The organism is Cellulosimicrobium marinum (assembly GCF_020551945.1).
Lineage (GTDB): Bacteria > Actinomycetota > Actinomycetes > Actinomycetales > Cellulomonadaceae > Cellulosimicrobium > Cellulosimicrobium marinum.
Genome location: NZ_JAJBZH010000001.1, coordinates 557,049 through 580,450, shown reverse-complemented (window position 1 = coordinate 580,450; position 23,402 = coordinate 557,049). Strand labels below are relative to the sequence as shown.

The 23,402-nt window shown below is 73.9% G+C and carries 21 protein-coding genes and 2 tRNA genes; 11 read left to right on the top strand and 12 right to left on the bottom strand.

The features are described 5' to 3' along the window. Positions 1–93: 93 nt before the first annotated feature. The 4 genes from LGQ04_RS02620 to LGQ04_RS02605 all read left to right on the top strand — a co-directional run bounded on the left by LGQ04_RS02620 (position 94) and on the right by LGQ04_RS02605 (position 3,807). A complete protein-coding gene (locus LGQ04_RS02620) occupies positions 94–1,080 on the top strand; it encodes an ACP S-malonyltransferase (RefSeq protein WP_229241958.1) in 987 nt (328 codons plus the stop codon). Further along, positions 1,077–2,084 (top strand): beta-ketoacyl-ACP synthase III, encoded by a 1,008-nt coding sequence (locus tag LGQ04_RS02615; protein ID WP_229241956.1) that lies wholly within the window; start codon positions 1,077–1,079, stop codon positions 2,082–2,084. The genes LGQ04_RS02620 and LGQ04_RS02615 overlap by 4 nt, the downstream gene beginning before the upstream one ends. A 132-nt stretch (positions 2,085–2,216) precedes the next feature. Continuing rightward, the gene (locus LGQ04_RS02610; RefSeq protein WP_069387563.1) at positions 2,217–2,465 is read left to right on the top strand and encodes an acyl carrier protein; all 249 of its coding nucleotides are present in this window, start codon (positions 2,217–2,219) and stop codon (positions 2,463–2,465) included. Between the two features lie 97 nt (positions 2,466–2,562). After that, complete coding sequence (locus LGQ04_RS02605; RefSeq protein WP_229241954.1) at positions 2,563–3,807, top strand: beta-ketoacyl-[acyl-carrier-protein] synthase family protein; 1,245 nt, start codon at positions 2,563–2,565, stop codon at positions 3,805–3,807. A gap of 78 nt (positions 3,808–3,885) precedes the next feature. On the opposite strand, the gene LGQ04_RS02600 is transcribed toward LGQ04_RS02605, so the two are convergent. The 3 genes from LGQ04_RS02600 to LGQ04_RS02590 form a co-directional block, all read right to left on the bottom strand. Next, on the bottom strand, positions 3,886–4,386 hold the full coding sequence (locus LGQ04_RS02600; protein ID WP_229241952.1) for a DUF3145 domain-containing protein: 501 nt from the start codon (positions 4,384–4,386) through the stop codon (positions 3,886–3,888). Positions 4,387–4,554: 168 nt separating this feature from the next. Further along, entirely contained in the window at positions 4,555–5,040 is a 486-nt protein-coding gene (def, locus tag LGQ04_RS02595) for a peptide deformylase (RefSeq protein WP_229241950.1), read from the bottom strand. A gap of 67 nt (positions 5,041–5,107) precedes the next feature. Continuing rightward, entirely contained in the window at positions 5,108–5,914 is an 807-nt protein-coding gene (locus tag LGQ04_RS02590) for a DUF1206 domain-containing protein (protein ID WP_229241949.1), read from the bottom strand. Between the two features lie 135 nt (positions 5,915–6,049). On the opposite strand from LGQ04_RS02590, the gene LGQ04_RS02585 reads away from it, so the two are divergent. Then, on the top strand, positions 6,050–7,177 hold the full coding sequence (locus LGQ04_RS02585) for an acyltransferase family protein (RefSeq protein WP_229241947.1): 1,128 nt from the start codon (positions 6,050–6,052) through the stop codon (positions 7,175–7,177). 53 nt (positions 7,178–7,230) lie between these two features. Continuing rightward, positions 7,231–7,746, top strand: coding sequence for an acyltransferase (locus tag LGQ04_RS02580; protein WP_229241945.1), 516 nt, complete (start codon positions 7,231–7,233; stop codon positions 7,744–7,746). Between the two features lie 22 nt (positions 7,747–7,768). Here LGQ04_RS02580 and LGQ04_RS02575 read toward each other — a convergent pair. Continuing rightward, positions 7,769–7,842 (bottom strand) — tRNA-Ile (locus LGQ04_RS02575). Between the two features lie 69 nt (positions 7,843–7,911). Between LGQ04_RS02575 and LGQ04_RS02570 the strand changes: the two genes are divergently transcribed. Beyond that, positions 7,912–8,424: a hypothetical protein gene (locus LGQ04_RS02570; protein ID WP_229241943.1), complete on the top strand. Its 513-nt coding sequence runs from the start codon at positions 7,912–7,914 to the stop codon at positions 8,422–8,424. Positions 8,425–8,476: 52 nt separating this feature from the next. Next, positions 8,477–8,549: transfer RNA gene (locus tag LGQ04_RS02565), tRNA-Asn, on the top strand. A 105-nt stretch (positions 8,550–8,654) separates the two neighbouring features. Here the strand turns inward: LGQ04_RS02565 and dnaG are convergent. Together dnaG and LGQ04_RS17595 are read right to left on the bottom strand one after the other, a co-directional pair. Then, positions 8,655–10,610, bottom strand: coding sequence for a DNA primase (dnaG, locus tag LGQ04_RS02560; RefSeq protein WP_229241942.1), 1,956 nt, complete (start codon positions 10,608–10,610; stop codon positions 8,655–8,657). A 9-nt stretch (positions 10,611–10,619) separates the two neighbouring features. Further along, a complete protein-coding gene (locus LGQ04_RS17595) occupies positions 10,620–11,507 on the bottom strand; it encodes an AraC family transcriptional regulator (RefSeq protein ID WP_229241941.1) in 888 nt (295 codons plus the stop codon). Positions 11,508–11,605: 98 nt separating this feature from the next. On the opposite strand from LGQ04_RS17595, the gene LGQ04_RS02550 reads away from it, so the two are divergent. Continuing rightward, positions 11,606–12,064 (top strand): VOC family protein, encoded by a 459-nt coding sequence (locus LGQ04_RS02550; protein ID WP_229241939.1) that lies wholly within the window; start codon positions 11,606–11,608, stop codon positions 12,062–12,064. 25 nt (positions 12,065–12,089) lie between these two features. Here LGQ04_RS02550 and LGQ04_RS02545 read toward each other — a convergent pair whose 3' ends face one another. The 6 genes from LGQ04_RS02545 to LGQ04_RS02520 form a co-directional block, all read right to left on the bottom strand. Further along, positions 12,090–13,373, bottom strand: coding sequence for a deoxyguanosinetriphosphate triphosphohydrolase (locus LGQ04_RS02545; protein WP_229242380.1), 1,284 nt, complete (start codon positions 13,371–13,373; stop codon positions 12,090–12,092). Between the two features lie 81 nt (positions 13,374–13,454). Then, complete coding sequence (locus LGQ04_RS02540; RefSeq protein ID WP_229241937.1) at positions 13,455–14,198, bottom strand: metallophosphoesterase family protein; 744 nt, start codon at positions 14,196–14,198, stop codon at positions 13,455–13,457. Between the two features lie 106 nt (positions 14,199–14,304). Continuing rightward, positions 14,305–16,158, bottom strand: a complete 1,854-nt coding sequence (locus LGQ04_RS02535) for a glycoside hydrolase family 13 protein (RefSeq protein ID WP_372469931.1) — start codon at positions 16,156–16,158, stop codon at positions 14,305–14,307. A 55-nt stretch (positions 16,159–16,213) separates the two neighbouring features. Continuing rightward, on the bottom strand, positions 16,214–17,131 hold the full coding sequence (locus tag LGQ04_RS02530; RefSeq protein WP_372469899.1) for a sugar ABC transporter permease: 918 nt from the start codon (positions 17,129–17,131) through the stop codon (positions 16,214–16,216). Between the two features lies 1 nt (position 17,132). After that, entirely contained in the window at positions 17,133–18,770 is a 1,638-nt protein-coding gene (locus LGQ04_RS02525) for an ABC transporter permease subunit (protein ID WP_229241935.1), read from the bottom strand. 151 nt (positions 18,771–18,921) lie between these two features. Then, the gene (locus LGQ04_RS02520) at positions 18,922–20,151 is read right to left on the bottom strand and encodes a sugar ABC transporter substrate-binding protein (protein ID WP_229241933.1); all 1,230 of its coding nucleotides are present in this window, start codon (positions 20,149–20,151) and stop codon (positions 18,922–18,924) included. 259 nt (positions 20,152–20,410) lie between these two features. Here LGQ04_RS02520 and LGQ04_RS02515 point away from each other — a divergent pair, with 259 nt between their 5' ends. Continuing rightward, the gene (locus LGQ04_RS02515) at positions 20,411–21,439 is read left to right on the top strand and encodes a LacI family DNA-binding transcriptional regulator (RefSeq protein WP_229241931.1); all 1,029 of its coding nucleotides are present in this window, start codon (positions 20,411–20,413) and stop codon (positions 21,437–21,439) included. A 169-nt stretch (positions 21,440–21,608) separates the two neighbouring features. Then, a complete protein-coding gene (locus tag LGQ04_RS02510; RefSeq protein WP_229241930.1) occupies positions 21,609–23,393 on the top strand; it encodes a glycoside hydrolase family 13 protein in 1,785 nt (594 codons plus the stop codon). The last annotated feature ends 9 nt before the right edge of the window (positions 23,394–23,402 follow it).

Below are 23,402 nucleotides of genomic sequence, written 5' to 3'. Positions count from 1 at the left end.
GAGAGCACTTTGGAGGTTCGGCACAAACGCCCCGACCAAGGTTCGTGCGCGTCGTGACGTGGCGCCCGGGGTCGGGATTGGCACAGTTGACGGGTGCTCGCCGTTCTGTGCCCTGGACAGGGCTCCCAGTCCCCCGGAATGCTCGCCCCCTGGCTCGAGCTGCCCGGAGTCTCCGACCGGATCGCCGCCTTCGGCGCCGCCGCCGAGACCGACCTCCTCGCGCACGGCACCACCGCGGACGCGGACACGATCCGTGACACCGCCGTCGCGCAGCCGCTCATCGTGGCGGCGTCCCTCGTGGCGCTGCGCGAGATCCTCGACGGGCGCGCGGCCACGGACGTCGTCGACGTCACCGCGGGGCACTCCGTCGGGGAGCTCGCCGCGGCGGCCGTCGCGGGCGTGCTCGACGACGCGGGCGCCGTCGGGCTCGTGTCCCACCGCGCGCGGTTCATGGCCCGTGCTGCGGCGGCGAACCCCAGCGGGATGAGCGCCGTCGTCGGCGGCGACGCCGAGGAGGTCCTCACCGCGATCGAGGGCGCCGGCCTGTGGCCGGCGAACGTCAACGGCGGCGGCCAGGTCGTCGCCGCGGGCGCCCTCGAGCACCTGCTCACCCTCGCCGAGACCCCGCCTGCGAAGGCACGCGTCATCCCGCTGCAGGTCGCGGGCGCGTTCCACACGCCCTTCATGGCGAGCGCGCTCGAGCAGTTCGAACCGGTCGCCGCGGGCTGGGACGTGCGGGACCCGGCGCTGCCGTTCCTGTCGAACGCCGACGGCGAGCCGTACGGGCGCATCGACGTGGAGGGCAGCGAGCACGGCAAGGCCCGCGACGTGGTGCGCCGCCTCACGGCGCAGATCGCCGCCCCCGTGCGCTGGGACCTGTGCCAGGAGACGCTGGCGGACCTCGGCGTCACCGGCGTCCTCGAGCTCGCCCCCGGCGGCGTGCTCACGGGCCTGGCCCGGCGCACGCTGCCCGGTGTGGAGACCGTCGCCGTGAAGTCGCCCGCGGACGTCGACAAGGCGCGCGACCTGATCGCCCGCCACTCGGTCGCGGCCGGGGCCACGGGCGGGGAAGGCGCGTGAGCCGCGCGACCCTGCGCCAGGCCACGGGCCCCGCGCACTCCCGCATCCTGGCGATCGGCGGCGTGCGGGGCGAGCACGTCGTGACGAACGACGAGCTCGCCGGGCCCATCGACTCCTCCGACGAGTGGATCCGCCAGCGCACCGGGATCGTCACGCGCCGGCGCGCGGGCGCGGACGTCGACGTGCTCGACCTGTCCGAGGCTGCGGCGCGCGACGCGCTCGAGCGCGCGGGCCTGCAGGGCGCCGACGTGGACGCCGTGATCGTCTCCACGGTCACCTACTTCCACCAGACCCCGGCCGCCGCAGCGGTGCTCGCCGAACGCCTCGGCGCCACGCCCGCCGCCGCGTTCGACGTGTCCGCCGCGTGCGCCGGGTACACCTACGCGATCGCGCAGGCCGACGCCCTCGTGCGCTCCGGCGCGGCACGCCACGTGCTCGTCGTCGGCGCCGAGAAGATGAGCGACTTCGTCGACCCGACGGACCGGTCCATCTCGTTCCTCCTCGGCGACGGGGCGGGCGCGGCGATCGTCGGCCCCTCCGACACCCCCGGGATCGGCCCGACCGTGTGGGGCTCCGACGGCGGGAAGGCGCAGGCGATCCGCCAGACGCACGCCTGGTCGGACCTGCGCGAGGACCCGTCCCTGGGCTGGCCCACCCTGCGCCAGGACGGCCAGAGCGTCTTCAAGTGGGCGAGCTTCCAGATGGCTCCCGTCGCGGCGAAGGCGATGGCGGAGGCCGGGGTCGCGCCGTCGGACGTCCAGGCGTTCGTCCCGCACCAGGCCAACATGCGGATCATCGACCAGATGATCAAGCAGCTCCAGCTCCCCGACACCGTCGCGGTCGCCCGCGACATCGCCGAGACGGGCAACACGTCCGCCGCGTCGATCCCGCTCGCGACCCGGCGCCTCCTCGACGAGGGGCAGGTCCGCTCCGGAGATCTCGCCCTGCAGATCGGCTTCGGCGCCGGTCTCGTCTACGCGGCGCAGGTCGTCGTCCTCCCGTAGGGAAGAATCACCCCCGGACGGCACGTCGCCCGCGGGCGGCGCACGTCCCACCGAGTACCGCAGCACCGTTCGGGCCCGTCCCGAGCACCCGCCACAGGGACCGGCACCCCGGCCCCACGACAAGGAGAAACCATGGCTTACACCGAGCAGGAAGTCCTCGCCGGCCTCGCGGAGATCGTCGCCGAGGAGACGGGTCTGCCCACCGACGCCGTCGCGCTCGAGAAGTCCTTCACGGACGACCTCGACATCGACTCCCTCTCGATGATGACGATCGTCACGCACGCCGAGGACAAGTTCGGGGTCCGCATCCCGGACGAGGAGGTCAAGAACCTCACCACGGTCGGCGACGCCGTCTCGTACATCACGGGCGCCCAGGCCTGAGCACCCGCCTGCCGCGGCAGGCAGCGCGGACGGGTCGGCGGCACCCCGCCGACCCGTCCGTCCCCACGTCGACCGACCACCCCTCGAGGAGCTCCCCATGTCTGCCGTCCCTGAAGTCGTCGTCACCGGCCTCGGCGCCACCACGCCGCTCGGCGGGGACGTGCCCACGACGTGGGCGGCGGCGCTCGCCGGCGAGTCCGGGGCGCGCACGCTCGACAACGACTGGTCCGAGCGCTACGAGATCCCCGTGACCTTCGCCGCGACGATCAAGGTCAAGCCCGAGGAGGTCCTCGCGCGCCCCGAGATCAAGCGCATGGACCCCTCGACGCAGTACGCGATCATCGCTGCCCGCGAGGCCTGGGCCGACGCGGGCACCCCCGAGGTCGACGGCGACCGCCTCGGCACCGTCGTGTCGTCGGGCATCGGCGGCATCTGGACCACGCTCGACGGCTGGGACACGCTGCGCGAGCGCGGCGCCCGCCGCATGCTCCCGATGACGGTGCCCATGCTCATGCCGAACTCCCCCACCGCGTACGTCTCGCTGGAGCTCGGCGCCCGCGCCGGCGCGCACGCGCTGGTCTCGGCGTGCGCCTCCGGCGCGGAGGCGATCGGCTACGGCGTCGACATGATCCGCGCCGGCCGCGCGGACGTCGTCGTCGCGGGCGGCACCGAGGCGACCATCCACCCGATGCCGGTCGCGGCGTTCGCCGCGTCGCGCACGCTGTCGCTGCGCAACGACGACCCGCAGGGCGCGTCCCGCCCGTACGACGTCGACCGTGACGGGTTCGTGCTCGGCGAGGGCGCGGGCGTCGTCGTGCTGGAGAGCGCGGAGCACGCAGCCGCCCGCGGGGCGCGCGTGTACGCGCGGATCGCCGGCGTCGGCCTGTCGGCCGACGCCTACCACATCACGTCGCCCGACCCCGACGGTCGCGGTCAGGTCGCCGCGATGCGGCGTGCGCTGGAGGAGGCGGGCGCGACCGGTCGGGACGTGGTGCACGTCAACGCGCACGCGACGTCGACCAAGGTCGGCGACCTCACCGAGACCCGGTCGATCCGGTCGCTCCTCGGGGACGACGCCGACCACGTCCAGCTCTCGGCGACGAAGTCGATGACGGGTCACCTGCTCGGTGGTGCGGGCGCGCTGGAGTCGATCTTCACGATCAAAGCCGTGGCGGAGCGGCTCGCCCCGCCGACGATCAACGTGGCCAACCCCGACCCGGAGCTCCAGGTCCCGCTGGTGCGCGACACCCCCTCGCCGCTGCCCACGGGCGACGTCGTCGCGATCAACAACTCGTTCGGCTTCGGTGGTCACAACGTGGCGCTCGCGGTGACGAACGCCTGACGGTTCCGCCGCCCGCACGCGACGAGGCCGCCTCCCCCGACCTGGGGAGGCGGCCTCGCGCCGTCGTGCGGTGTCCGCTCAGCCCACGCGGTGCAGCCAGCGCACGGGGGCGCCGGCGCCGGCGTAGCGGAACGGCTCGAGCTCGTCGTCCCACGCCTTGCCGAGGGCGAGGTGCAGCGCGTCGCGCATCGCCCGGGGGTCCTGGGCCTGGTCGAGCGCGGCCCGGACCCGGTCCTCGGGTACGACGATGTTGCCGTGCACGTCGGTCGCGGCGTGGAAGATCCCGAGGTCGGGCGTGTGCGACCAGCGGCCGCCGTCGACGCCGTGGCTCGGCTCCTCGGTGACCTCGTACCGCAGGTGGGACCAGCCGCGCAGCGCGGACGCGAGCCGCGCGCCCGTTCCCTGCGCGCCCTGCCACGAGTGCTCGGCCCGGTACAGTCCGCGCGCCGCGGGCTGCTCGGTCCAGTCCAGGGCGACGCGCACGCCGAGGACGTTGCCCGCCGCCCACTCCATGTGCGGGCACAGAGCACGCGGTGCTGAGTGCACGTAAAGAACACCGCGGGTGATGGCACCGGCCATGTCTGCCTCCCTAGGTCGAGGTTCCGTCTTCCCCAACGTCCTCACCGAGGGTGGTGGCACAGCGTGTCGCGGCGTGTCTCGTGCTCATCTTGCCCGACGTCGCGGCGTCGCGCGAGGGATCCGCGCCCGCGTGCCGGGAAACGGGTCGGGCGGGGACGCCCGCCGGTGTCAGAGGTGCTCGCGCAGGGCGCGCATCGCCTTCTTGCGGACCGACCGGTCGAGGCGGTCGAGGTAGAGCATGCCGTCGAGGTGGTCGCACTCGTGCTGGAGGCAGCGGGCCATGAGCTCGGTACCTTCCACGACGACCTCGTTGCCGTCGAGGTCGGTCCCGACGACGCGGGCGTACCAGGCGCGGCGGGTCGGGTACCACAGGTCGGGGACCGAGAGGCAGCCCTCGTCGCCGTCCTGGTAGTCGTCGGAGAGCTCGACGATCCGCGGGTTGAGCACGTACCCAATCTCGTCGTCGATGTTCCAGGAGAACGCGCGCAGGTTCACGCCGATCTGGTTGGCGGCGAGCCCGGCCCGGCCCTCGTGGTCCACGGTCTCGACGAGGTCGGCGACGAGCGAGCGGACGCGCTCGTCGATCGTGGTGATCTCGTCGCAGGGGGTGCGGAGCACGGGGTCCGGGATGGTGCGGATCTCTCTCATCGCCATGCCCGCATTCTTCCACGCCGACGCGCTGCGGCGGCGCCCGTGCTGGGGCGCCGCCGCAGGGTGCGCGTCACATCCGGGCGTACCGCGCCCGGGCGAACGAGTAGAGCCCGTAGGCGGCGAAGCCGAGCCCGATGGCGACGAGGAGTGCGGTCCCGAAGGGCTGCGCGGCGACGGTCGCGAAGGCGGCGTCGAGGCCTCCGGCCTGCTCGGGGTCGTTCTGCACGGCGGCCACGACGAACAGGGCGCCGAGGACGCCGAGCGCGACCCCCTTGGCGATGTAGCCGACGCGGCCGAGCTGGACGACGGCGGTGCCGACGGTGCCGCCCGTCCCGCCGCGCAGGTCCTGGAGAAACTTCTTCTTCCAGCCCTTGACGACGTGGTAGACGCCGGCGACGACGATCCCGACGCCGACCGCGCCGACGACGAGCACGCCGCCCGGGTTCTGCATGAGGCGGGCGGTGAAGCTCTCCTCCTGGCCGGACCCGCTCGACGCGCCGGTCACGACCTGCACGGCGAGCGCGCCGAGCGCGAGGTAGACGAGGGCCTTGCCGACGGCCTTCAGGCGGTCGGACGTCTTCGGGGAGCCGCTGAGCGCGACGGTGAGCTGCCACAGGCCGAGCGCCGCGAACGCGACGACGGCGAACCACAGGAGCGCCGATCCACCCGGCGTCTCGGCGATGGCGGCGAGCGCACCCGTCTGGCTCGCCTCCTCGCTCGACGCCGACCCGGTCGCCACCTGGACGGCGAGCACGCCCACGACGAGGTGCAGCACGCCGCTCACGGCGTAGCCGGCGCGTGCCAGCATCTCGAGCGTCTTGCTGCTCCGGGCGCTGCGCGCCCCCGACTTGCCTGCCGAGCTCATGCTCGATGCCACTGGTCCTCCTCCGCTCGGGGCGCCGGGGCGCCCGCCGGGTCGTCCGGCCCGGACACCCTGGCAGCAGCCGGGGCTCGTCGCACGTCGTGGGCCGTCGACAGGGCGCGTTGATCACGTTTTGGTAACGTCGCGCAGATGTCCGAGCAGACGTCACCGACACCCTCGCGCCTCGTGGCCCTCGACGGGCTCCGTTTCGCGGCAGCAGCAGCGGTGCTCCTCTACCACTTCGTCGCCGTCAACCACCACGCCTGGGGCGGGCGCACCAGCGAGGTGATGCCGGGGGTCCAGCAGGTGGCCGCGTTCGGGTCGTTCGGCGTCCAGCTCTTCTTCGTGATCAGCGGCTTCGTCATCCTCATGACCGCCTGGGGTCGCGACGTGCGCGGCTTCGTCGCCTCGCGGGCCGGGCGCCTCTTCCCCGCCTACTGGGCGGCCGTCCTCGTGACGCTGCTGCTCCTGGTCGTCGTCATGCCCGGACGGCGGGACGTCGACCTGCCGCAGGCGGTCATGAACCTCACCATGGTGCAGCGGGCGTTCGGGATCGAGGACGTCGAGGCCGTCTACTGGACACTCTGGTCCGAGCTGCGCTTCTACGTCCTCGTCGGGCTCCTCCTCGCGGTGGGCCTCACCCGGGGCAGGCTCCTCGCGTTCGTCACGCTGTGGCCGGTCGCCGGTGCCGTCGCGACGCAGACCGGCTCCGACCTCCTCGCGAACGTGCTCGTCGCCGCCGACGCTCCCCTCTTCGCGGGCGGCATGGTGCTCTTCATGCTCACGCGCGAGCCGCGCTCGCCCGCCCTGTGGCTCGCGCTCGGGCTCGACGTCGCGCTCGCCGCCGCGCACTCCGGCCGCATCCAGGCGGTACGGATCGAGAACAGCACCGACCTCGCGCTCGGTCCGGCGACGTACTGGACGGCGATCGTCCTGTGCTTCGTCATCGTCGCCGCCGCGGTCCTCACCCCGCTGCGTCACCTGTCGTGGGGCTGGCCGACGGCGCTCGGCGCGCTCACGTACCCGCTCTACCTCGTGCACTCCTCCTGGGGGCGGTGGGTCATCGAGTCCGTGCACACGTCGTTGCCGGGCTGGGCGACGCTCGCCCTCGCGAGCGCGACCTGCCTGCTGCTCGCCCTCGCGATCCACCGGCTGGTCGAGCGCCCGTTCGGCCCGCGGCTGCGTCGCGCGCTCGACCGCGACCTGCGCCGAGGACCCGACCTGGGAGAGGGGCGGCCCGTCCAGGCGCCCGAGCGCTCCGCGGCGCTCCGCGGGTGAATCGTCCGCCCGGACGCTGACAGCGGACCCCGCTCCTCGGCACACTGGGCGCCATGGCGCGATCCCGCAGGAGAGAGACCCTCGTGGCGCTCGCCAACGTCCCGCTGCTGCGCCGCGCGACCCGGTTGCGCGTGCTGCGCCGTGCCGGCGTGACCTTCGAGGGGGACGCCGACGTCGCGACGGGCTTCTTCGTGAGCCACGACGGACCGCTCACCATCGGCGACGGCACGTGGATCAACCACCACGTCTACGTCGACACGGCGGCCGAGGTCCGCATCGGGGCCGGGGTCGGCATCGCGGACCACGTGCGCATCCTCACCGCCACCCACGACGTCGGCCCGCGCGCGTCGCGCGGCGGACCCTGGGTGACGGCACCCGTGACCATCGGCGACGGGTGCTGGGTCGGGTCGGGCGTGACGATCCTCCCCGGCGTGACCGTCGCGCCGGGATGCGTGCTCGGCGCCGGCGCCGTCGTGACCGCCGACACCGAGCCCGACGGTCTCTACGTCGGCGTCCCCGCCCGCCGCGTGCGCGACCTCGACGGAGACGCCGCACCCGTCACCGCGTGAGCGGCTCCAGGCCGACGACCGGTGCCCCGTGCAGGACTTGAACCCGCGACCGAGAGATTATGAGTCTCCTGCTCTGACCGGCTGAGCTAACGGGGCGCGCCGCGAGCATACCGCCGGACCTCCGACGTGCCCGGCCTGCGCCGCGGCACGGGCTACCGTGGGGACGTGTCCTGGTTCCGCCGCCCCGCGCTCCCCGACGACGTGCGTCGTTCGCTCGACCTGCCCCCGGGCGACCGGGTGCTCGCGACCGCCGAGCTGGACGACGGCGGGTGGGCCGTCGCCACGCGCTCCTCGCTCATGACGAGCGACCGGGACGACGGCGCCTCCGAGCGTCCGTGGTCGGACGTCGACCGGGCGTCCTACGCGCCCGAGACGTCGACCATCACCGTGACGTGGGTGGACGGCTCTCCCCCGCTCGCGCTCCGCCTGGTCGACGCGCGACGTTCCTCCCTGGTCGCGACGCTGCGCGAGCGGGTGCAGTCCTCGGTGGTCCTGTCGGAGACCGTGACGTTCGACGCCGGGCGCGCCGCACGGGTCGCCGTGCGACGCGGGCCCGACGGCGCGCTGTTCTCCCAGGTGGTGACGGAGCCCGGCGTGGACCTCGACGACCCCGAGGTCGCTGCCCGTGTCGACGCGGCCGAGGGACGGGTCCGGGCGGCGTCCGGACTACCCCTCTGAGCCTGCTAGAGTTTTCCCCGGCCGACACGGTGAACGCCGTGGCAGCCGACGGTCCCGCGTAGCTCAGCTGGCAGAGCATCCGACTGTTAATCGGACGGTCGTAGGTTCAAGTCCTACCGCGGGAGCCCAGGTGCGACATTGCACGACAGCCGGATCGACGTCCTCGTCGGTCCGGCTTCGTCGTTCCCGGGGTCGGCCTCGTCCGGTCCCGGCACGGTCGCTCGACGGCCTCAGGCGATGTCGGCCTCGCGGAGCGTGCGACGCTCGGCCTCGAGCCCGAGCAGCCGGGCGAAGGCGTCCTGGTAGCCGGTCGCGTCGGCGGACGGGTCGAGCCGTTGGAGGTGGCTCTTCGCGTCGGCGATGCGGCGCGTGAGGCCGAGGTCGACGAGACCGCGCACCACCCCGGCGACGTAGCCGCCGAGCACGCTCTCGCGGTCCTCGGGCAGCGGCGCGACGGCGAGCTGGGTGACGAGCGCGCGCACGGGCTCCGCGGCCTGCTCCGCGACGGCCTCGACCCAGCGTCCCGGACCCAGGGCCGCGCCGTCGCGCACTCCCCCGGCCGCGCGGATCGCGGCGTGCACGGCCTGCCACGCGGGCACGGCGAACGCGCCCTCGTCGAGCGTGTCGAAGACGGGCGGGACGTGCTGCGGGTACTGCAGGACGGCGACGAGCGCGAGGCGCTCGCGCCGCGCCACGGGGTCCCGCGGGTCGGGTGCCGGGAGCTCGGGGGCCGACGGCGCGGCGTCGGGCCCTCCGGCCGGGGCGCCGTCGTCCGTGCCGGGCCGGGTGGGCCGCACTGGACCGGGCGTGGTGCGGCGGCTCGCGTTCGCGACCTCGCGGCGCACCCGGTCGGTGTCGGTGCCGATCCACCCGGCGAGGAGCCTGGCGTACTCGGGACGCAGCGCGGCGTCGCGGATGCCCGCGACGATGGGCGCTGCGGCGCGCAGGGCGCCGACGCGGCCCTCGGCCGTGTCGAGGTCGAATCCGGCGAGCGTGGTGCGGATGACGAACTCGAACAGCGGCTGCCGCCCGTCCACGAGGGCACGGACCGCGTCGGGCCCGCGCGCCATGCGCAGCTCGCACGGGTCCATGCCGCCGCCCTCGACGGCGACGAAGGTCTGGGCGTAGAAACGCTGGTCCTCGCCGAACGCGCGCACGGCGGCCTTCTGCCCCGCGGCGTCGCCGTCGAACGTGAAGATCACCTCGCCGCCCAGCGACGTGCCGGACGCGAGCTGGAGGCCGCCGCCCGCCGTCGTGTCCCCCAGGAGGCGGCGCACGATGCGGGCGTGGTCGGTGCCGAAGGCCGTGCCGCACGTGGCGACCGCCGTCGTGACGCCCGACAGGTGGGCCGCCATGACGTCCGTGTACCCCTCGACGACGACAACCCGCTTCTGCTTCGCGATCTCCCGCTTGGCGAGGTCGATGCCGTACAGCACGTGCGACTTCTTGTAGAGCGTGGTCTCGGGCGTGTTGAGGTACTTCGGCCCCTGGTCCTCGTCGTACAGGCGGCGGGCGCCGAAGCCGACGACCTCGCCCGTGACGTCGCGGATGGGCCACACGAGGCGGCCGCGGAACCGGTCGTAGATGCCGCGCTGCCCCTGGCTCATGAGGCCCGACGCGACGAGCTCGGCCTGCGTGAACCCGCGCCCCTGGAGGTGCCGTTGCAGGTTGTCCCAACCCGTGGGGGCGTACCCGACGCCGAACCGCTCCGCGTCGGCCCGGTCGAAGCTGCGCTCGGCGAGGAACGCGCGCGCGGCGCCCGCACCGGGGCCGACGAGCTGCTCGGCGAAGTACTGCGCCGCGACGCGGTGCGCCTCGAGGAGCCGCTGGCGACGACCGGGCTCCTCGCGGGGGCGAGGTGCGCCGCCGCCGCGGCCGGACTCCTCGTAGCGGAGCTGGACGCCGGCCCGGTCCGCGAGGTACTCGACGGCCTCGGTGAACGTCAGCCCGTCGACCTTCTGCACGAACGAGATGACGTCGCCGCCCTCGCCGCACCCGAAGCAGTGCCAGCGGCCCACCCCGGGGCGGACGTGGAACGACGGCGAGCGCTCGTCGTGGAAGGGGCACAGCCCCTTGAGCGAGCCGACGCCCGCGGGCTTGAGGGTGACGTGCGCGGAGACGATCTCGTCGATCCGTGCGCGGTCGCGGACGGCGTCCACGTCCTCGCGTCGGATCAGGCCTGCCACGTGCCGAGTCTATGCCCCGACCGCGGTCCTGAGGGCCTCCCGGGACGCCGCGCACCGGCGGGCGTAGGCGGCCGGCGTGGTGCCGGTGACGCGGGCGAAGTCGGTGCCGAGATGAGCCTGGTCGTAATACCCGACCGCGGTGGCGAGCGCCGCGAGGTCCTGCCCGGGGTCGGCGGCGAGACGGTCCGCCGCGACGTGGACGCGGTGCCGGCGCAGCACCCACTTGGGGCTCACGCCGACCGTCGCGGCGAAGAGCCTCTGGAGCGACCGCGGGGTCGTGCCGACGAGGTCCGCGAGGTCCCGTACCGTCGCGCCCGGACCGAGCGTTCCGCCGACGACGGCGGCCATGACGTCCTGCACGCGCGCGAGGTCGCGCACGGTGCGCGCGGTGCGCACGACGCGTGCGCGCTCGCGCAGCAGCGGCTCGACCACGCGCACCGCCTCGTCGTCCCGGTGCTCCCGGACGAGGGTGAGGGCCGAGCGCCCGGTGGCGGGCGCCGTCGGACCGAGGAACGCCGCCGCGGGGACGAGGGCGCCGGGGCGCAGCGCGTCGTCGGACCCGGCGAGGACGCGGAACGCGCCCGGCCGCAGCTTGGTCCCGAGCACGGCGCCGGTCCCGGTGAGGGTGCGGTCGAACAGGCCCGGCGGGATGCCGTGCGCGGCGTACCCGGACGCCTCCGCGACGAGGTTGGCGACGGGGTGCGGCACGAGAGTCTGCGTGAACGACTCCCCCGGCGGCACGTCCCACCGTACGACCCAGTGCCGCTCGACGAGGTCGGCGAGGTCCGGGGCCGCGGGCAGCCGGTCGAGGGTGAAACCGCGCCGGGCCCGGGCAGGGTCGACCAGCCCGTGCCGCGACGTCGTCTCCCGCGCTCCCGACGGCCCTCGTTCGAACACCTGTCGCATTCCTCCAAGACTGGCACGGCCCGCCGACACGACCATGGTCCTGCCGGGGACGTCCCGGCGCCTGCGGGCGGTCCACCGAGGAGGACACCATGGAGATGTCGGCGCTGCACCCCAACGTGACGGTGACGGGAGCGCGCGACGCGATCGCGTTCTACGAGGCGGCCCTCGGGGCGGAGGTGGTCGACGTCGTCACCGCCGGCGACGCCGTGATCCACTCCGACCTGCGCCTGAGGTCGGCGGCGGGCACCTCGACGTTCACCGTCGCCGAGGCGTTCCCGCCCGACTCGGTCGCCCCGGAGCCCGGCGCGCCCACCCACGCGTCGTTCTCCGTCCCCGTCGAGGACACCGACGCCGCGTACGCGCGGGCGGTCGGCGCGGGCGCGACGAGCCTCGCCGAGCCCGGCGACTGGTTCGAGGGCTTCCGGCAGGCGGCGGTGCGCGACCCGTTCGGGCACCGCTGGTACTTCGTCACCGTCGCGGGATCCGTGACGGCCGCGGACGTCCAGCGCGCGAGCGACGCGTGGCTCGCGGAGCACGCCGACGGCTGAGGAGACGAGGTCAGGGACGACGGGTTCAGGACGGCGGGCGCACGAGCCGCGCGTGGAGCTGCATCGCCGAGACGTCGGTGAGCGCCGCCACCTGGTCGACGACGACGCGCAGGCGCGCGGCGTCGTCGGCCGCGGCCCGCCAGTCCGCCGCGAAGGACGGCTCGAGCGCGAGGGGTGCGCGGTCGGCGAGCACGTGGACGAGGTCCGCGATGACCTCGCGCTGACGCTGGTAGAGCGGCTCCTGCTCGCGCGGCGCCATGACGTACGCGACGGCGATGCCCTTGAGGACGAGGATCTCGGCGACCGTCTCGTCGGGCACGACGAGACGGGCGGCGTAGCGCGTCAGCGGGCCGTCGCCGTAGACGGCGCGCGTCGCGTCCTGCGCGGCCCCGGTGAACCGGCCGATGAGCTGGCTCGTGGCGTCCTTGAGCGCGGCGAGCGCGGGTCGCGACCCGTCGAACCCGGTGACGAGGTGCCCGGTGCCCTGCAGCCGCGTGATCGCGGCGTCGAGCTCGGCCGCGTCCAGCGCGGTGCCGTACCAGGCGTGCACGGCACGGACCACCCGCTCGCGCTCGTCGGCGTCGTCGAGCACGGCGAGCTCGATCCGCCCGCCGACGACCGCGTCCTCGACGTCGTGCACCGAGTACGACACGTCGTCCGCGAGGTCCATGACCTGCGCCTCGAGGCACTTCACGTGCCGGGGGGCGCCGGCGCGGAGCCAGTCGAACACGGGGCGGTCGTCCGCGTAGACGCCGAACTTGTGGGTGGGCCGTCCGTCGGCGTGCGCCGGGCCCTCCCCCGGCCCCCACGGGTACTTCACGCTCGCGTCGAGGCTCGCGCGGGTGAGGTTGAGCCCGACGGCGCGACCGTCGTCGGTCACGACCTTCGGCTCCAGGCGGGTCAGCAGGCGCAGCGTCTGCGCGTTGCCCTCGAACCCGCCGACGTCCACGGCGAGGTCCGCGAGCGCCCGCTCGCCGTTGTGCCCGAAGGGCGGGTGCCCGAGGTCGTGCGCGAGGCACGCGGTGTCGACGACGTCGGGGTCGCAGCCGAGCGCCTTGCCGATCTCTCGGCCCACCTGCGCGACCTCGAGCGTGTGGGTGAGGCGGGTGCGGACGAAGTCGTCGCTGCCGGGGCCGAGGACCTGCGTCTTGGCGCCGAGGCGGCGCAGCGCCGAGGAGTGCACGAGGCGGGCGCGGTCGCGCTCGAACGGCGTGCGCGCCTTCGACTTGGGCGACTCGACGAACCAGCGCTCGGTGTCGGCGTCGGTGTACGACGCCGTGCCCTCCTCTCCGGGGGCGGGGCGCGGCACGGTCCCGACCACGGAGGAGTCGAACGCGCCCTGCTCGAACGTCTGCACGGGCCCAGCGTAGCGAGGGCGTGTCGCCGGTGGTCAGGTGGCGTGTCCGCGCCAGACGGCGGTGCGCAGCTCGCGCTCCCACGCGTCGGCCCGCGGCATGCCGAGCGCGTGCGCGACGGCGATCTCCGCCTCGACGTCGTAGGGCACGCGCACGAGCTGGAGGGCGAGGGGCGCGCGCTCGGGCGAGCCGAGCACGCCCTCGACGACGGCGTAGACGGGCGTGGGCTCGTCGAGCGGGTTGCCGACGCTGCCGACGTTGAACAGGGTGCGCCCGGCGTCGGTCTCGACGTAGGCGTCGTGCGTGTCGCCGTAGCCGACGAGGTCGGGCGTCGGTCCGGGCCCGGTGAGGTCGGTGGGGTCGAACATGGCCGCGGCCTCGTGCGGCGTGTGCCGGCGGAAGAGCTTGGCGTGCAGGGACGCCGCGGTCGCGTGGAGGAGCCTCAGGCGCCGGCCGCTGACGAGGAGGTCGTGGCTCAGCGGGAGGGTGCGGGCCCAGTCGCGCTGGTCGGGGCGGAGCTCGTCGCGCCACCACACGTGCTCGGGGAGACCGTCGTCGGCGACCCCCGGCAGGAAGTCCTCCCAGTTGCCGCGCACGTTCACGCTGCACGCGGCGCGGCAGCGGTCGACGACGGCGCTGCCCCGCGGCCCCTTGCCGACCATGTCGCCGAGGTTGAGCACCTGGGTCACGCCCCGGCCCGCGGCGTCCGCGAGGACCGCGTCGAGAGCGGACAGGTTTCCGTGGACGTCCGAGAGGATCGCGAGGCGCTCGACGGTCACGCCCGCGATCCTGCCACGGGTCGCAGCCGCCGGGAAGCCGCCCCGAAACCGCCGGGAGGCCGCCCGGGAGGCCGCCGCCTACGCCGCGCGCGATCGGCGCCCGACGTCAGTGCAGACGCCAGACCCCGACGGCGGGGCCGTCGCCCGCGAGCCGCCACGCGCCGTCGGGCACGACGTCGAGGTCGAGGTCGCCGTGCAGCCGCTCGGCGTCGCGCGCGCCGGCGACCACCGCGGGGTGGAGCCGGACCCCGGGCCAGGGCGCCCGGGCGACGGCGACGAGCACGCGCTCGTGCGCGGTCTCGCGCAGGAAGACGAGCGCGTCGTCGTCCACGTGGACCCAGCGCATCCCGCCCGACCGCAGGGCGTGGGAGCCGCGACGGACCGCGACGAGCGAGCGGAACAGGTCGAACGTCGCACCGTCCCAGCGACCCGCGCCCGTGACGGCGTCGTCCCACGGCATGGTGGCGCGCGCGTGCTCGCCGTTGAGACCGGTGAGCCCGACCTCGTCCCCCGCGAACACGACGGGGGTGCCCGGGTAGGTGAGCAGGAGCGTGGCGGCGACCTCGACGAGCTCGCGCGAGCCGACGATCGAACGCAGGCGCGGCGTGTCGTGCGAGCCGAGCATGTTCCACTGCGCCGCGGTGACGCGCCACGGGTGGACGGCGTCGAAGTCGCGCATCGTCTGCACCACGGACCGACCGCCGCGGCGCGGGGTGCGCACGGGCAGCCCGAGGTACGGCACCGACGACCCCGCGGGCGACAACCACGTCCACACCGGGCGCGTGAACGCCGCATAGTTCATGGTCGCGTGCCAGCCGTCGCCGTCGAGGTCGCCCGTCGCGTCGTGGAAGTGCTCGGCGACGAGCGCGGCGTCGGGGCTGACGGCCGCCATCGTCGCGCGCAGCGTGCGCGCGACGTCGAGCGTGCGGTCCTCGGCGCCGTGGCGGCCCGTCATGTTGGCGACGTCGATGCGCCAGCCGTCGAGACCGAACGGCTCGCGCAGGTAGCGGCCGACCACCGACCCCGGACCGTCGATCATGCGGGACGCGAGCTCGGCGGAGCCGTAGGAGAGCTTGGGCAGCGACGCGTGCTCGAGCCAGCCGACGTACCCCGGCTCGCCGTCGGTCCAGTAGTAGAAGTCGCGCTCCGGCGCGGCGGGGTCCGCGAGCGCGCGCGAGAACCACTCGTGCCCGACGCCCGTGTGGTTCGTCGTGAGGTCGCCCATGACGCGCAGACCGCGCGCGTGCGCGGCACGGATGAGGGACGCGTAGGCGGCGTCGCCGCCGAGCAGGGGGTCGACGCGGTCGAACGTGCTCGCGTCGTACCGGTGGTTCGAACGGCCCGGGAAGACCGGCGTCGTGTAGAGCGTGGAGACACCGAGCGCCACGAGGTGGTCGAGGCGTTCCTCGACGCCGGCGAGGTCGCCGCCGTAGTACTGCGTCCCCACGTCGGGGCCCGCACCGTGGGGCTCGTCGTCCCAGGCGGCCGGCGTCGCCCAGCCCGGCAGCTCGCGTTCCCCCGCGGCCCGAGAGCGCGCGAACCGGTCGGGGAAGACCTGGTACACCACGCCGTCGGACATCCACGCCGGGGCGGGGTCGTGCACGGTGAGCCGGAAGTCCGCGGCGTCGGGCACGTCGCGCTCGTGCTCGCCGCGCCCGTTGAGCCAGCGGTAGCCGCTCGCGCCGTCCGCGCCGGGGGTGTCGAGGAAGAACCGGTAGGGCGTCACGGGGTTGTGCACGCGGACGTCGGCGACGTACCAGTCCTCGTGCTCGTCCGAGCGGTCCAGCCGGGCGGGCGCGAGCCGGGGCTCGCCGTCGCGGACCGTGCGCAGCCACACGTCCCGCACGCCCGCCCCCCGGGGGACGCGGACGCGCACCGGGACGGTGTCACCCAGCGACGGCGTCCCCTCCGGCACGTAGAGCGCGGAGCCGTCGTGGTGCGCCGTCGGCGCGGCCACCACCGGCACCCCGTCGTGCGGCAGGGTGTCGTGCGGCACGGTGTCGTGCGGCACGCGGTCAGCCCTTCACCGATCCGGCGGTGAGGCCGCCGACGATGTACTTCTGCAGGTAGAGGAACAGGGCGAGCACGGGCAGGGCCGAGATGACGGCGCCCGCGGTGAACAGCCCCCAGTTCGCCTCGCGCAGCGACGACACCCAGCCGTAGAGGCCGACGGCGAGGGTCCAGTTCGCCTCCGACGTCAGGACGATGCGCGCCACGATGAACTCGCCGAACGTGCTGATGAAGGACAGCAGCGCGACGACGGCGAGGATCGGGGCGACGAGCCGCAGGATGATCGTCCAGTAGATCTGGGCGTGCGTGGCGCCGTCGATCTTCGCCGCCTCGTCGAGCTCGCGCGGGACGGTGTTGAAGAACCCGTACATGAGGAACGTGTTCACGCCGAGGGCTCCGCCGAGGTAGACGGCGACGAGCGCGAGCTTGCTGTTGAGCCCGAGCGCGGGGACCACGTCCCCCAGGCCGAGGAGCAGCAGGAAGATCGCCACGAACGCGAGCATCTGCGGGAACATCTGGATGATGAGCAGGGACGTGAGCCCGGCCCGTCTCCCGGCGAACCGGAAGCGCGAGAACGCGTAGGCCGCGGCGGCGCCCATGAGGACCGTCCCGACCGACGTGACGATCGCGATGACGAGCGTGTTCGCCGTCCAGGTCCAGAACATCGTCGTGCCGAGCTCGGCGTAGTTCGCGGTGCTCACGTCGGAGAACAGGGTGTTGGACCCGGTGAGCGTGCCGTTCTCGGACAGCGACGCGGAGAGCACGTAGACGAGCGGGAAGGCCGCATACACGACGGCGATCACACCGACGAGGTGCCGCCAGCCCAGCTCGGAGAACCACCGACCAGGCTTCATGTGGCGGTCGGGGGCTGCGGAGGCCGGAGGTGCGCCGTCGACGACGGACGCTGCGTGGGTGGTCGCCATGTCAGCTGATCTCCTCGAACTTGCGCGTGGTCCGGAACGCCAGGGCGGAGATGGTGCCGACGATCAGGAAGATGACGATCGACAGGGCGCTCGCGAGGCCGAAGTCCTTCGCGGCGGAGCCGTCGACGCCCGAGATCGAGTAGACCATCGAGATGAGGATGTCCGTGTGCCCGAGGGGGACGGACGCGTCGGCGAACCGTGGACCGCCGCCCGTGAGCATGTAGATGAGCGTGAAGTTGTTGAAGTTGAAGGCGAACGACGAGATGAGCAGCGGCGCCGTCGCGACGAGCAGCAGCGGGAGCGTGATCGACCTCCACGTCCGCCACCGTCCGGCGCCGTCGATCTTCGCGGCCTCCATGACGTCGGACGGCAGCGACTGCAGCGCGCCCGTGCAGATGAGGAACATGTACGGGAACCCGAGCCACAGGTTGACGCCGATCACCGACAGCTTGGCGAGCCAGGGGTCGGTCAGCCACGGGATCTCGGCGCCCCCGAGCAGGACCGCGTTGACAAACCCGAAGCGGGTGTTGAGCAGGCCCGACCACAGCAGCGCCGCGAGGAACCCGGGGATCGCGTACGGCAGGATCATGAGCGTGCGGTAGAACCGGCGGCCCCGCATGCGCGTGTCGTTGAACGTGATCGCGAGGAACAGGCCGAGCAGGAACGTCGTCACGACCGACGCGACCGCGAAGACGAACGTCCAGACGAGGATCTTGACGAACGGCTCGGCGTAGCGGCCGTCCGTGAACGCCGTGGCGAAGTTGTCGAGCCCGACCGGCACACGCCAGCCCACGGCGAGCGTCGTGCCGTCCGGGGCCTCGAACTGCCCCTCGTCGTTCGACGTGTACACGACCCCGGTCGTGGTGTCGGTCATGGTGTCCGCCGCCTCGTCCCACTCCAGGGACGACGTGGAGACGTACCCGGTGCGGGCGTCCGACGTGCGGACCGACCCGTCCTCCGGGTCGTCGGAGACGGGGACCCGCAGGTCCGTGACCTCGCCCTGGCGCTGCAGCACCTCCTCGCGCGGGACGACGTCCCAGCCGGGGACCTCGGTGACCCGCCCGTCGACGACCGTGGCGCCGTCTGCGACGGCGAGCGGCGCCTCCGCCGAGCCGACCTCGACCTCGCCGTCCTCGGTGAGGACCGCGAACCCGAGCGCGTCGCCCCGCTCGACGACCGTGAGGGGCACGGAGGGCGACCCCTCGACGCGCCGCTCGTTCTGCACGAGGAGCGCGGAGACCGCCTGCTCCTTGGTGCCGTTGTGCCCGGTCCCGTAGTTCGTGAAGGCGACGTAGCCGGTGTAGGCGACGACGAAGATCTGGAACACGAGCAAGAAGGACAGCCCCGGGAGGATGTACTTCAGCGGCAGCGCGCGACGTGAGAAGTAGACCCAGTTCGCGGCGACGAGCAGCGCGAGCGTCGCGAGGAGGACGCCGAAGGAGTCCGCCTGCCACGCCGACCACACGACGTAGACGCCGAGCGCGTCGACGACGGCCATGAGCGCGAGCTTGACGAAGAATCCCGGCCGGTAGTCGCGGGCGTGCGAGGCGTCCGGGCGCGGTGCGCGCGGACGTCGCGGGTCGCCGGGTGCGCCGCCGGACGGCGCGCCGGCGTCGGTCGTGGTCTGTGGGGCGGACATCGTGGTGCCTCCGAGGTCGAGCGGCACGGCGTCGTGGCCGGGTCAGGGGCGTGGGACGGCGTGCACGAGGTGCGGCGTCGGACCGCCGGCGGGCCGTCGTCGGGCACGGGTCGTCCGTGCCCGACGACGGCCGGTGCCGGCCGGGCGGTGGTCAGGAACCGATCGCGCCCTCGATGTCGGCGACCATCTTGTCCCACGTGGCGACCGGGTCGGCGCCGGAGACGATCGCGGCCTCGGTCACGCCCCAGAAGCTCCAGACGGACGCCATCTCCGGGATGGAGGGCATCGGGACGGCCTCGGCGCCGACCTCGCGGAACCCGGCGAGGATCGGGTCCGTCGCGGCGGCGGAGTCCGCGGCAGCCGTCAGCGCGGGGGGACGGTTGCCCGCCTGGTACAGCGCGATCTGCGCCTCCTCGGTCGACATGAAGTTGACGAGGAAGTCGTTCGCGACGATCGCGTTCTCGCTCTCGGCGCTGAGGTAGAAGCCCTGCACGCCGACGAACGGCTGCGCGGCCTGGTCGCCGGCCGCCGGGACCGGGTCGATCGACAGGTCCATGCCCTCGAACGAGTCGATCATCCAGGGCCCGCCGACGATGAACGGCGACTCGCCGTTCTTGAACGCCTCGACGGCGATGTCGTAGGTCGTGTCCTGGCTGAGCACGCCCGCCGCGCCCTGCTCGCCGAGCCACTGCGCGTAGGCCTGGCCCTCGGGACCGCCCATGGCGAGCTCGGACGAGTAGCTGCCGTCCTCGTTCTGCGTGAAGACGGGAGCGCCGAACGACGTCTGGAACGGGTAGTGCGTGTACGGGTCGCCCTTGTCGTTGTCGGACTGGACGAGGATGGGGAAGGTGGTCCCGGCGTCCTGGCCCGCCGCGACGGCGTCGTCCCACGTCGCCGGCGCCTCGGGCGCGAGCTGGGTGTTGCGGATGAGCGCGATGTTCTCGATGGCGTACGGCAGCCCGTACACCTGGCCGTCCTGGGTGAACGCCTCGAGCGAGACGGGCTCGAACTCCGCGGCCTTGTCGCCGAGCTCGAGCGGGGCGACGACGCCGTTCGTCGTGAGCTCGCCGAGCCAGTCGTGCGCGCCGACGGTGACGTCGGGGCCCTCCCCGGTGGGCACCTGGGCGAGGAAGTCCGCGCGGATCTCCTCGTAGTTCTTGAGGACCACCTCGACGCTCGTCCCCGTCTCCTCCTCGAAGGCTGCGGCTGCGGTGGTCACGGCGTCCTGACGGGTCTCGTCGACCCAGACGGTGAGGGAGCCGGAGGCGGTGGCGCTCTCCTCGGGCTCCGCGGTGGTGTCGTCGCCGCTCTCGCCGGACGAGCAGGCCGCGAGGGCGAGCGTCGTCGTCAGCGCGGCGGCGAGAAGGATGCTCCGTCGCATCAGGGGCACTCCAAGCGTGTGAGGTGGGCGGCCCGGGCGGCTCGAGACCGTCCTGGACCCTGATGGCCCGACCGTAGATCGCCGAGTGGCGTTCCTGCAACTCGTTGCGGTAACTTTCATGCAACAGATTTCAGGGCGCCCGCCGGCGCCCGCCCGCCTCCTCCGGGCGGTGCTGTCGCGCGCGCCCCCCGCGGGTCGACGCGGCTCACCGTCCGGACGACCAGGACGAGGAGGTCCGGTGTCCCCTACGCTTCCCCACGTGCGCACCCGTCTCAGCGATCTCGCCGCCCAGGCCGGCGTCTCCACGGCGACGGTCTCACGCGTGCTCAACGGGAAGGCGGGCGTCGCCAGCGAGACGCGCCAGGCGGTGCTCGCTGCGCTCGACGTCCTCGGCTACGAACGCCCCTCTACCCTGCGCACCCGCTCGGCGGGCCTCGTCGGCCTCGTGGTCCCCGAGCTCACCAACCCCGTCTTCCCCGCCTTCGCCCAGGCCATCGAGTCGGTGCTGGCCGAGCACGGGTACACGCCGGTGCTGTGCACCCAGTCCCCGGGCGGCACGACGGAGGACGACTACGTCGAGGTCCTCATGGACCACGCCGTCGACGGGATCGTCTTCGTGTCCGGTCTGCATGCCGACACGCAGGCGAGCCACGAGCGCTACGAACGGCTGCGCAGCCGCGGGGTCCCGATCGTCCTGGTCAACGGCTACGCCGCCGGCATCGACGCGCCGTTCGTCTCCGGCGACGACGCGACGAGCGTCGAGCTGTCGGTCCGCCACCTCGTCGCGCTGGGCCACCGGCAGATCGGGCTGGCCATCGGCCCCGAACGGTTCGTCCCGGCGCAGCGCAAGGTCGCGGGCTTCCTCGACGCGCTGGTCCACCACGGGCTGGCGGACGACGTCGAGACGGCCCGGGAGCACGTCGTCACCACGCTGTACACCGTCGAGGGCGGCCAGGCCGCGGGCGGCGAGCTCATCGAGTCGCAGCACACGGCGATCGTCTGCGGGTCGGACCTCATGGCCCTCGGCGCGATCCGCGCGGCCCGCTCCCGCGGCCTGTCCGTGCCCGACGACGTCTCGGTCGTCGGGTACGACGACTCGCCGCTCATCGGGTTCACCGACCCGCCGCTGACGACGGTGCGCCAGCCCGTGGCCGCGATGGCCCACGCGGCGGTCAGCGCCCTGCTCACCGAGATCCAGGGCGACCGTGCGCCGCGCACCGAGCTGCTGTTCCAGACGGAGCTCATCGTGCGCGACTCGACGGGCGCGGCACCCCACCCCACGGACTGACCCACCGGACCGCCCCGGAGGCGGCCCGGTAGCACGCGTGCAACGGACCGCAACCGCTTACACTCGAAGTACGGGTCCGGCGCGCTCGCCCCCGTCGGCACGGCCGACGTCCGATCCACCCAACCCCCACGTGAGGACCGACACCTCGATGACTCGTATCGATTCGACGATGCCGACCACGACCGCAGCCCAGCCGCTGACCACCGGCGCGCTCGTCCACGCCGGACCGGGCGAGGCCCCCGAGTGGTGGCGCGACGCGGTGATCTACCAGGTCTACCCACGCTCCTTCGCCGACGGCGACGGCGACGGCATCGGCGACCTGCCGGGCATCACCTCGAAGCTCGACCACCTCGCCGAGCTCGGCGTCGACGCCGTGTGGCTCAGCCCGTTCTACCGCTCGCCGCAGAAGGACGCCGGGTACGACGTCGCCGACTACCGCGACGTCGACCCGCTCTTCGGCACCCTCGCGGACGTGGACGAGCTCCTCGCGCAGGCCCACGCGCGCGGCATCCGGGTGGTCGTCGACCTCGTGCCGAACCACACCTCCGACCAGCACGCCTGGTTCCTGGACGCGCTCGCGGCCCCCGAGGGCTCGCCCGAGCGGGCCCGCTACGTCTTCCGCGACGGGAAGGGCGAGCACGGGGAGCTCCCGCCGAACAACTGGCAGTCGATCTTCGGCGGCCCCGCGTGGACGCGCGTGACGGCCGGCCCCGACGCCCGTCCCGTCACGGGTGCCGCCGGCGAGGTCCCGGGCCAGTGGTACCTCCACCTGTTCGACTCCTCCCAGCCCGACCTCGACTGGCAGAACCCGCAGGTCCGCGCCGAGTTCGAGGACGTGCTGCGGTTCTGGCTCGACAAGGGGGTGGACGGGTTCCGCGTCGACGTCGCCCACGGCATGATCAAGGCACCCGGCCTGCCCGACTGGGACGGCACGGTGTCCATGGTCGAGGGCAGCGACCCCGGGGCTCCCGAGGACGGCTCGACGGGCGCGGGCAACGCCGGCCCCATGTTCGACCAGGACGGCGTCCACGAGATCTACCGTGCGTGGCGCCGCGTGCTCGACGAGTACGACGGCGACCGTGCGCTCGTCGCCGAGGCCTGGGTCGAGCCGCTCTCGCGCCTCGCGCGCTACGTGCGCCCCGACGAGATGCACCAGGCCTTCAACTTCTCGTTCCTCACCACGCCGTGGTCCGCGGCGCCGCTGCGCACCGTCGTCGAGGCGTCGCTGCGCGCGAACGACGAGGTCGGGGCGCCCACCACGTGGGTCCTGTCCAACCACGACGTCGTGCGGCACGCGTCACGCCTCGGGCTCGCCGACCCCGGTCTGCGGCCCAACGGCATCTTCGCGCACGAGCCCCAGCCCGACGAGGAGCTCGGCCTGCGGCGGGCCCGCGCGGCCTCGCTCCTCATGCTCGGCCTCCCCGGGTCGTCCTACCTCTACCAGGGTGAGGAGCTCGGCCTGCCCGAGCACACCGCGCTGCCCGACGACGTCCGCCAGGACCCGGCGTTCTTCCGGACCCGGGGCGCCGAGGCGGGCCGCGACGGGTGCCGCGTGCCCCTCCCCTGGACCGCCGACGCACCCGGCCACGGGTTCGGTCCGACCGGGAGGACCTGGCTCCCCCAGCCCGCGTCGTACGCGCGGTACGCCGCCGACGTCCAGCGGGGCGTCGACGGGTCGACGTACGAGATGTACCGGGCCGCCCTCGCGACGCGTCGCGTCGAGCGGCTCGGCAGCGGCACCCTCGCGTGGGTCGACGAGCACGCGGGCTCGGCGGACGTCGTGGCGTTCCGCAACCGGGACGTCGTCGTGCTGGCGAACCTCGGGGCCGAGCCGGTGCTGCTCCCGCGCGGCACGCAGGTGCTGCTCGCCTCCGGGCCCGTCGTGACCGACCGGTCGGCCGACCCGCAGGTGCGCGTCCCCGCGGACACCACGGTCTGGGTCCGCGCGGTCTGAGCACGGACG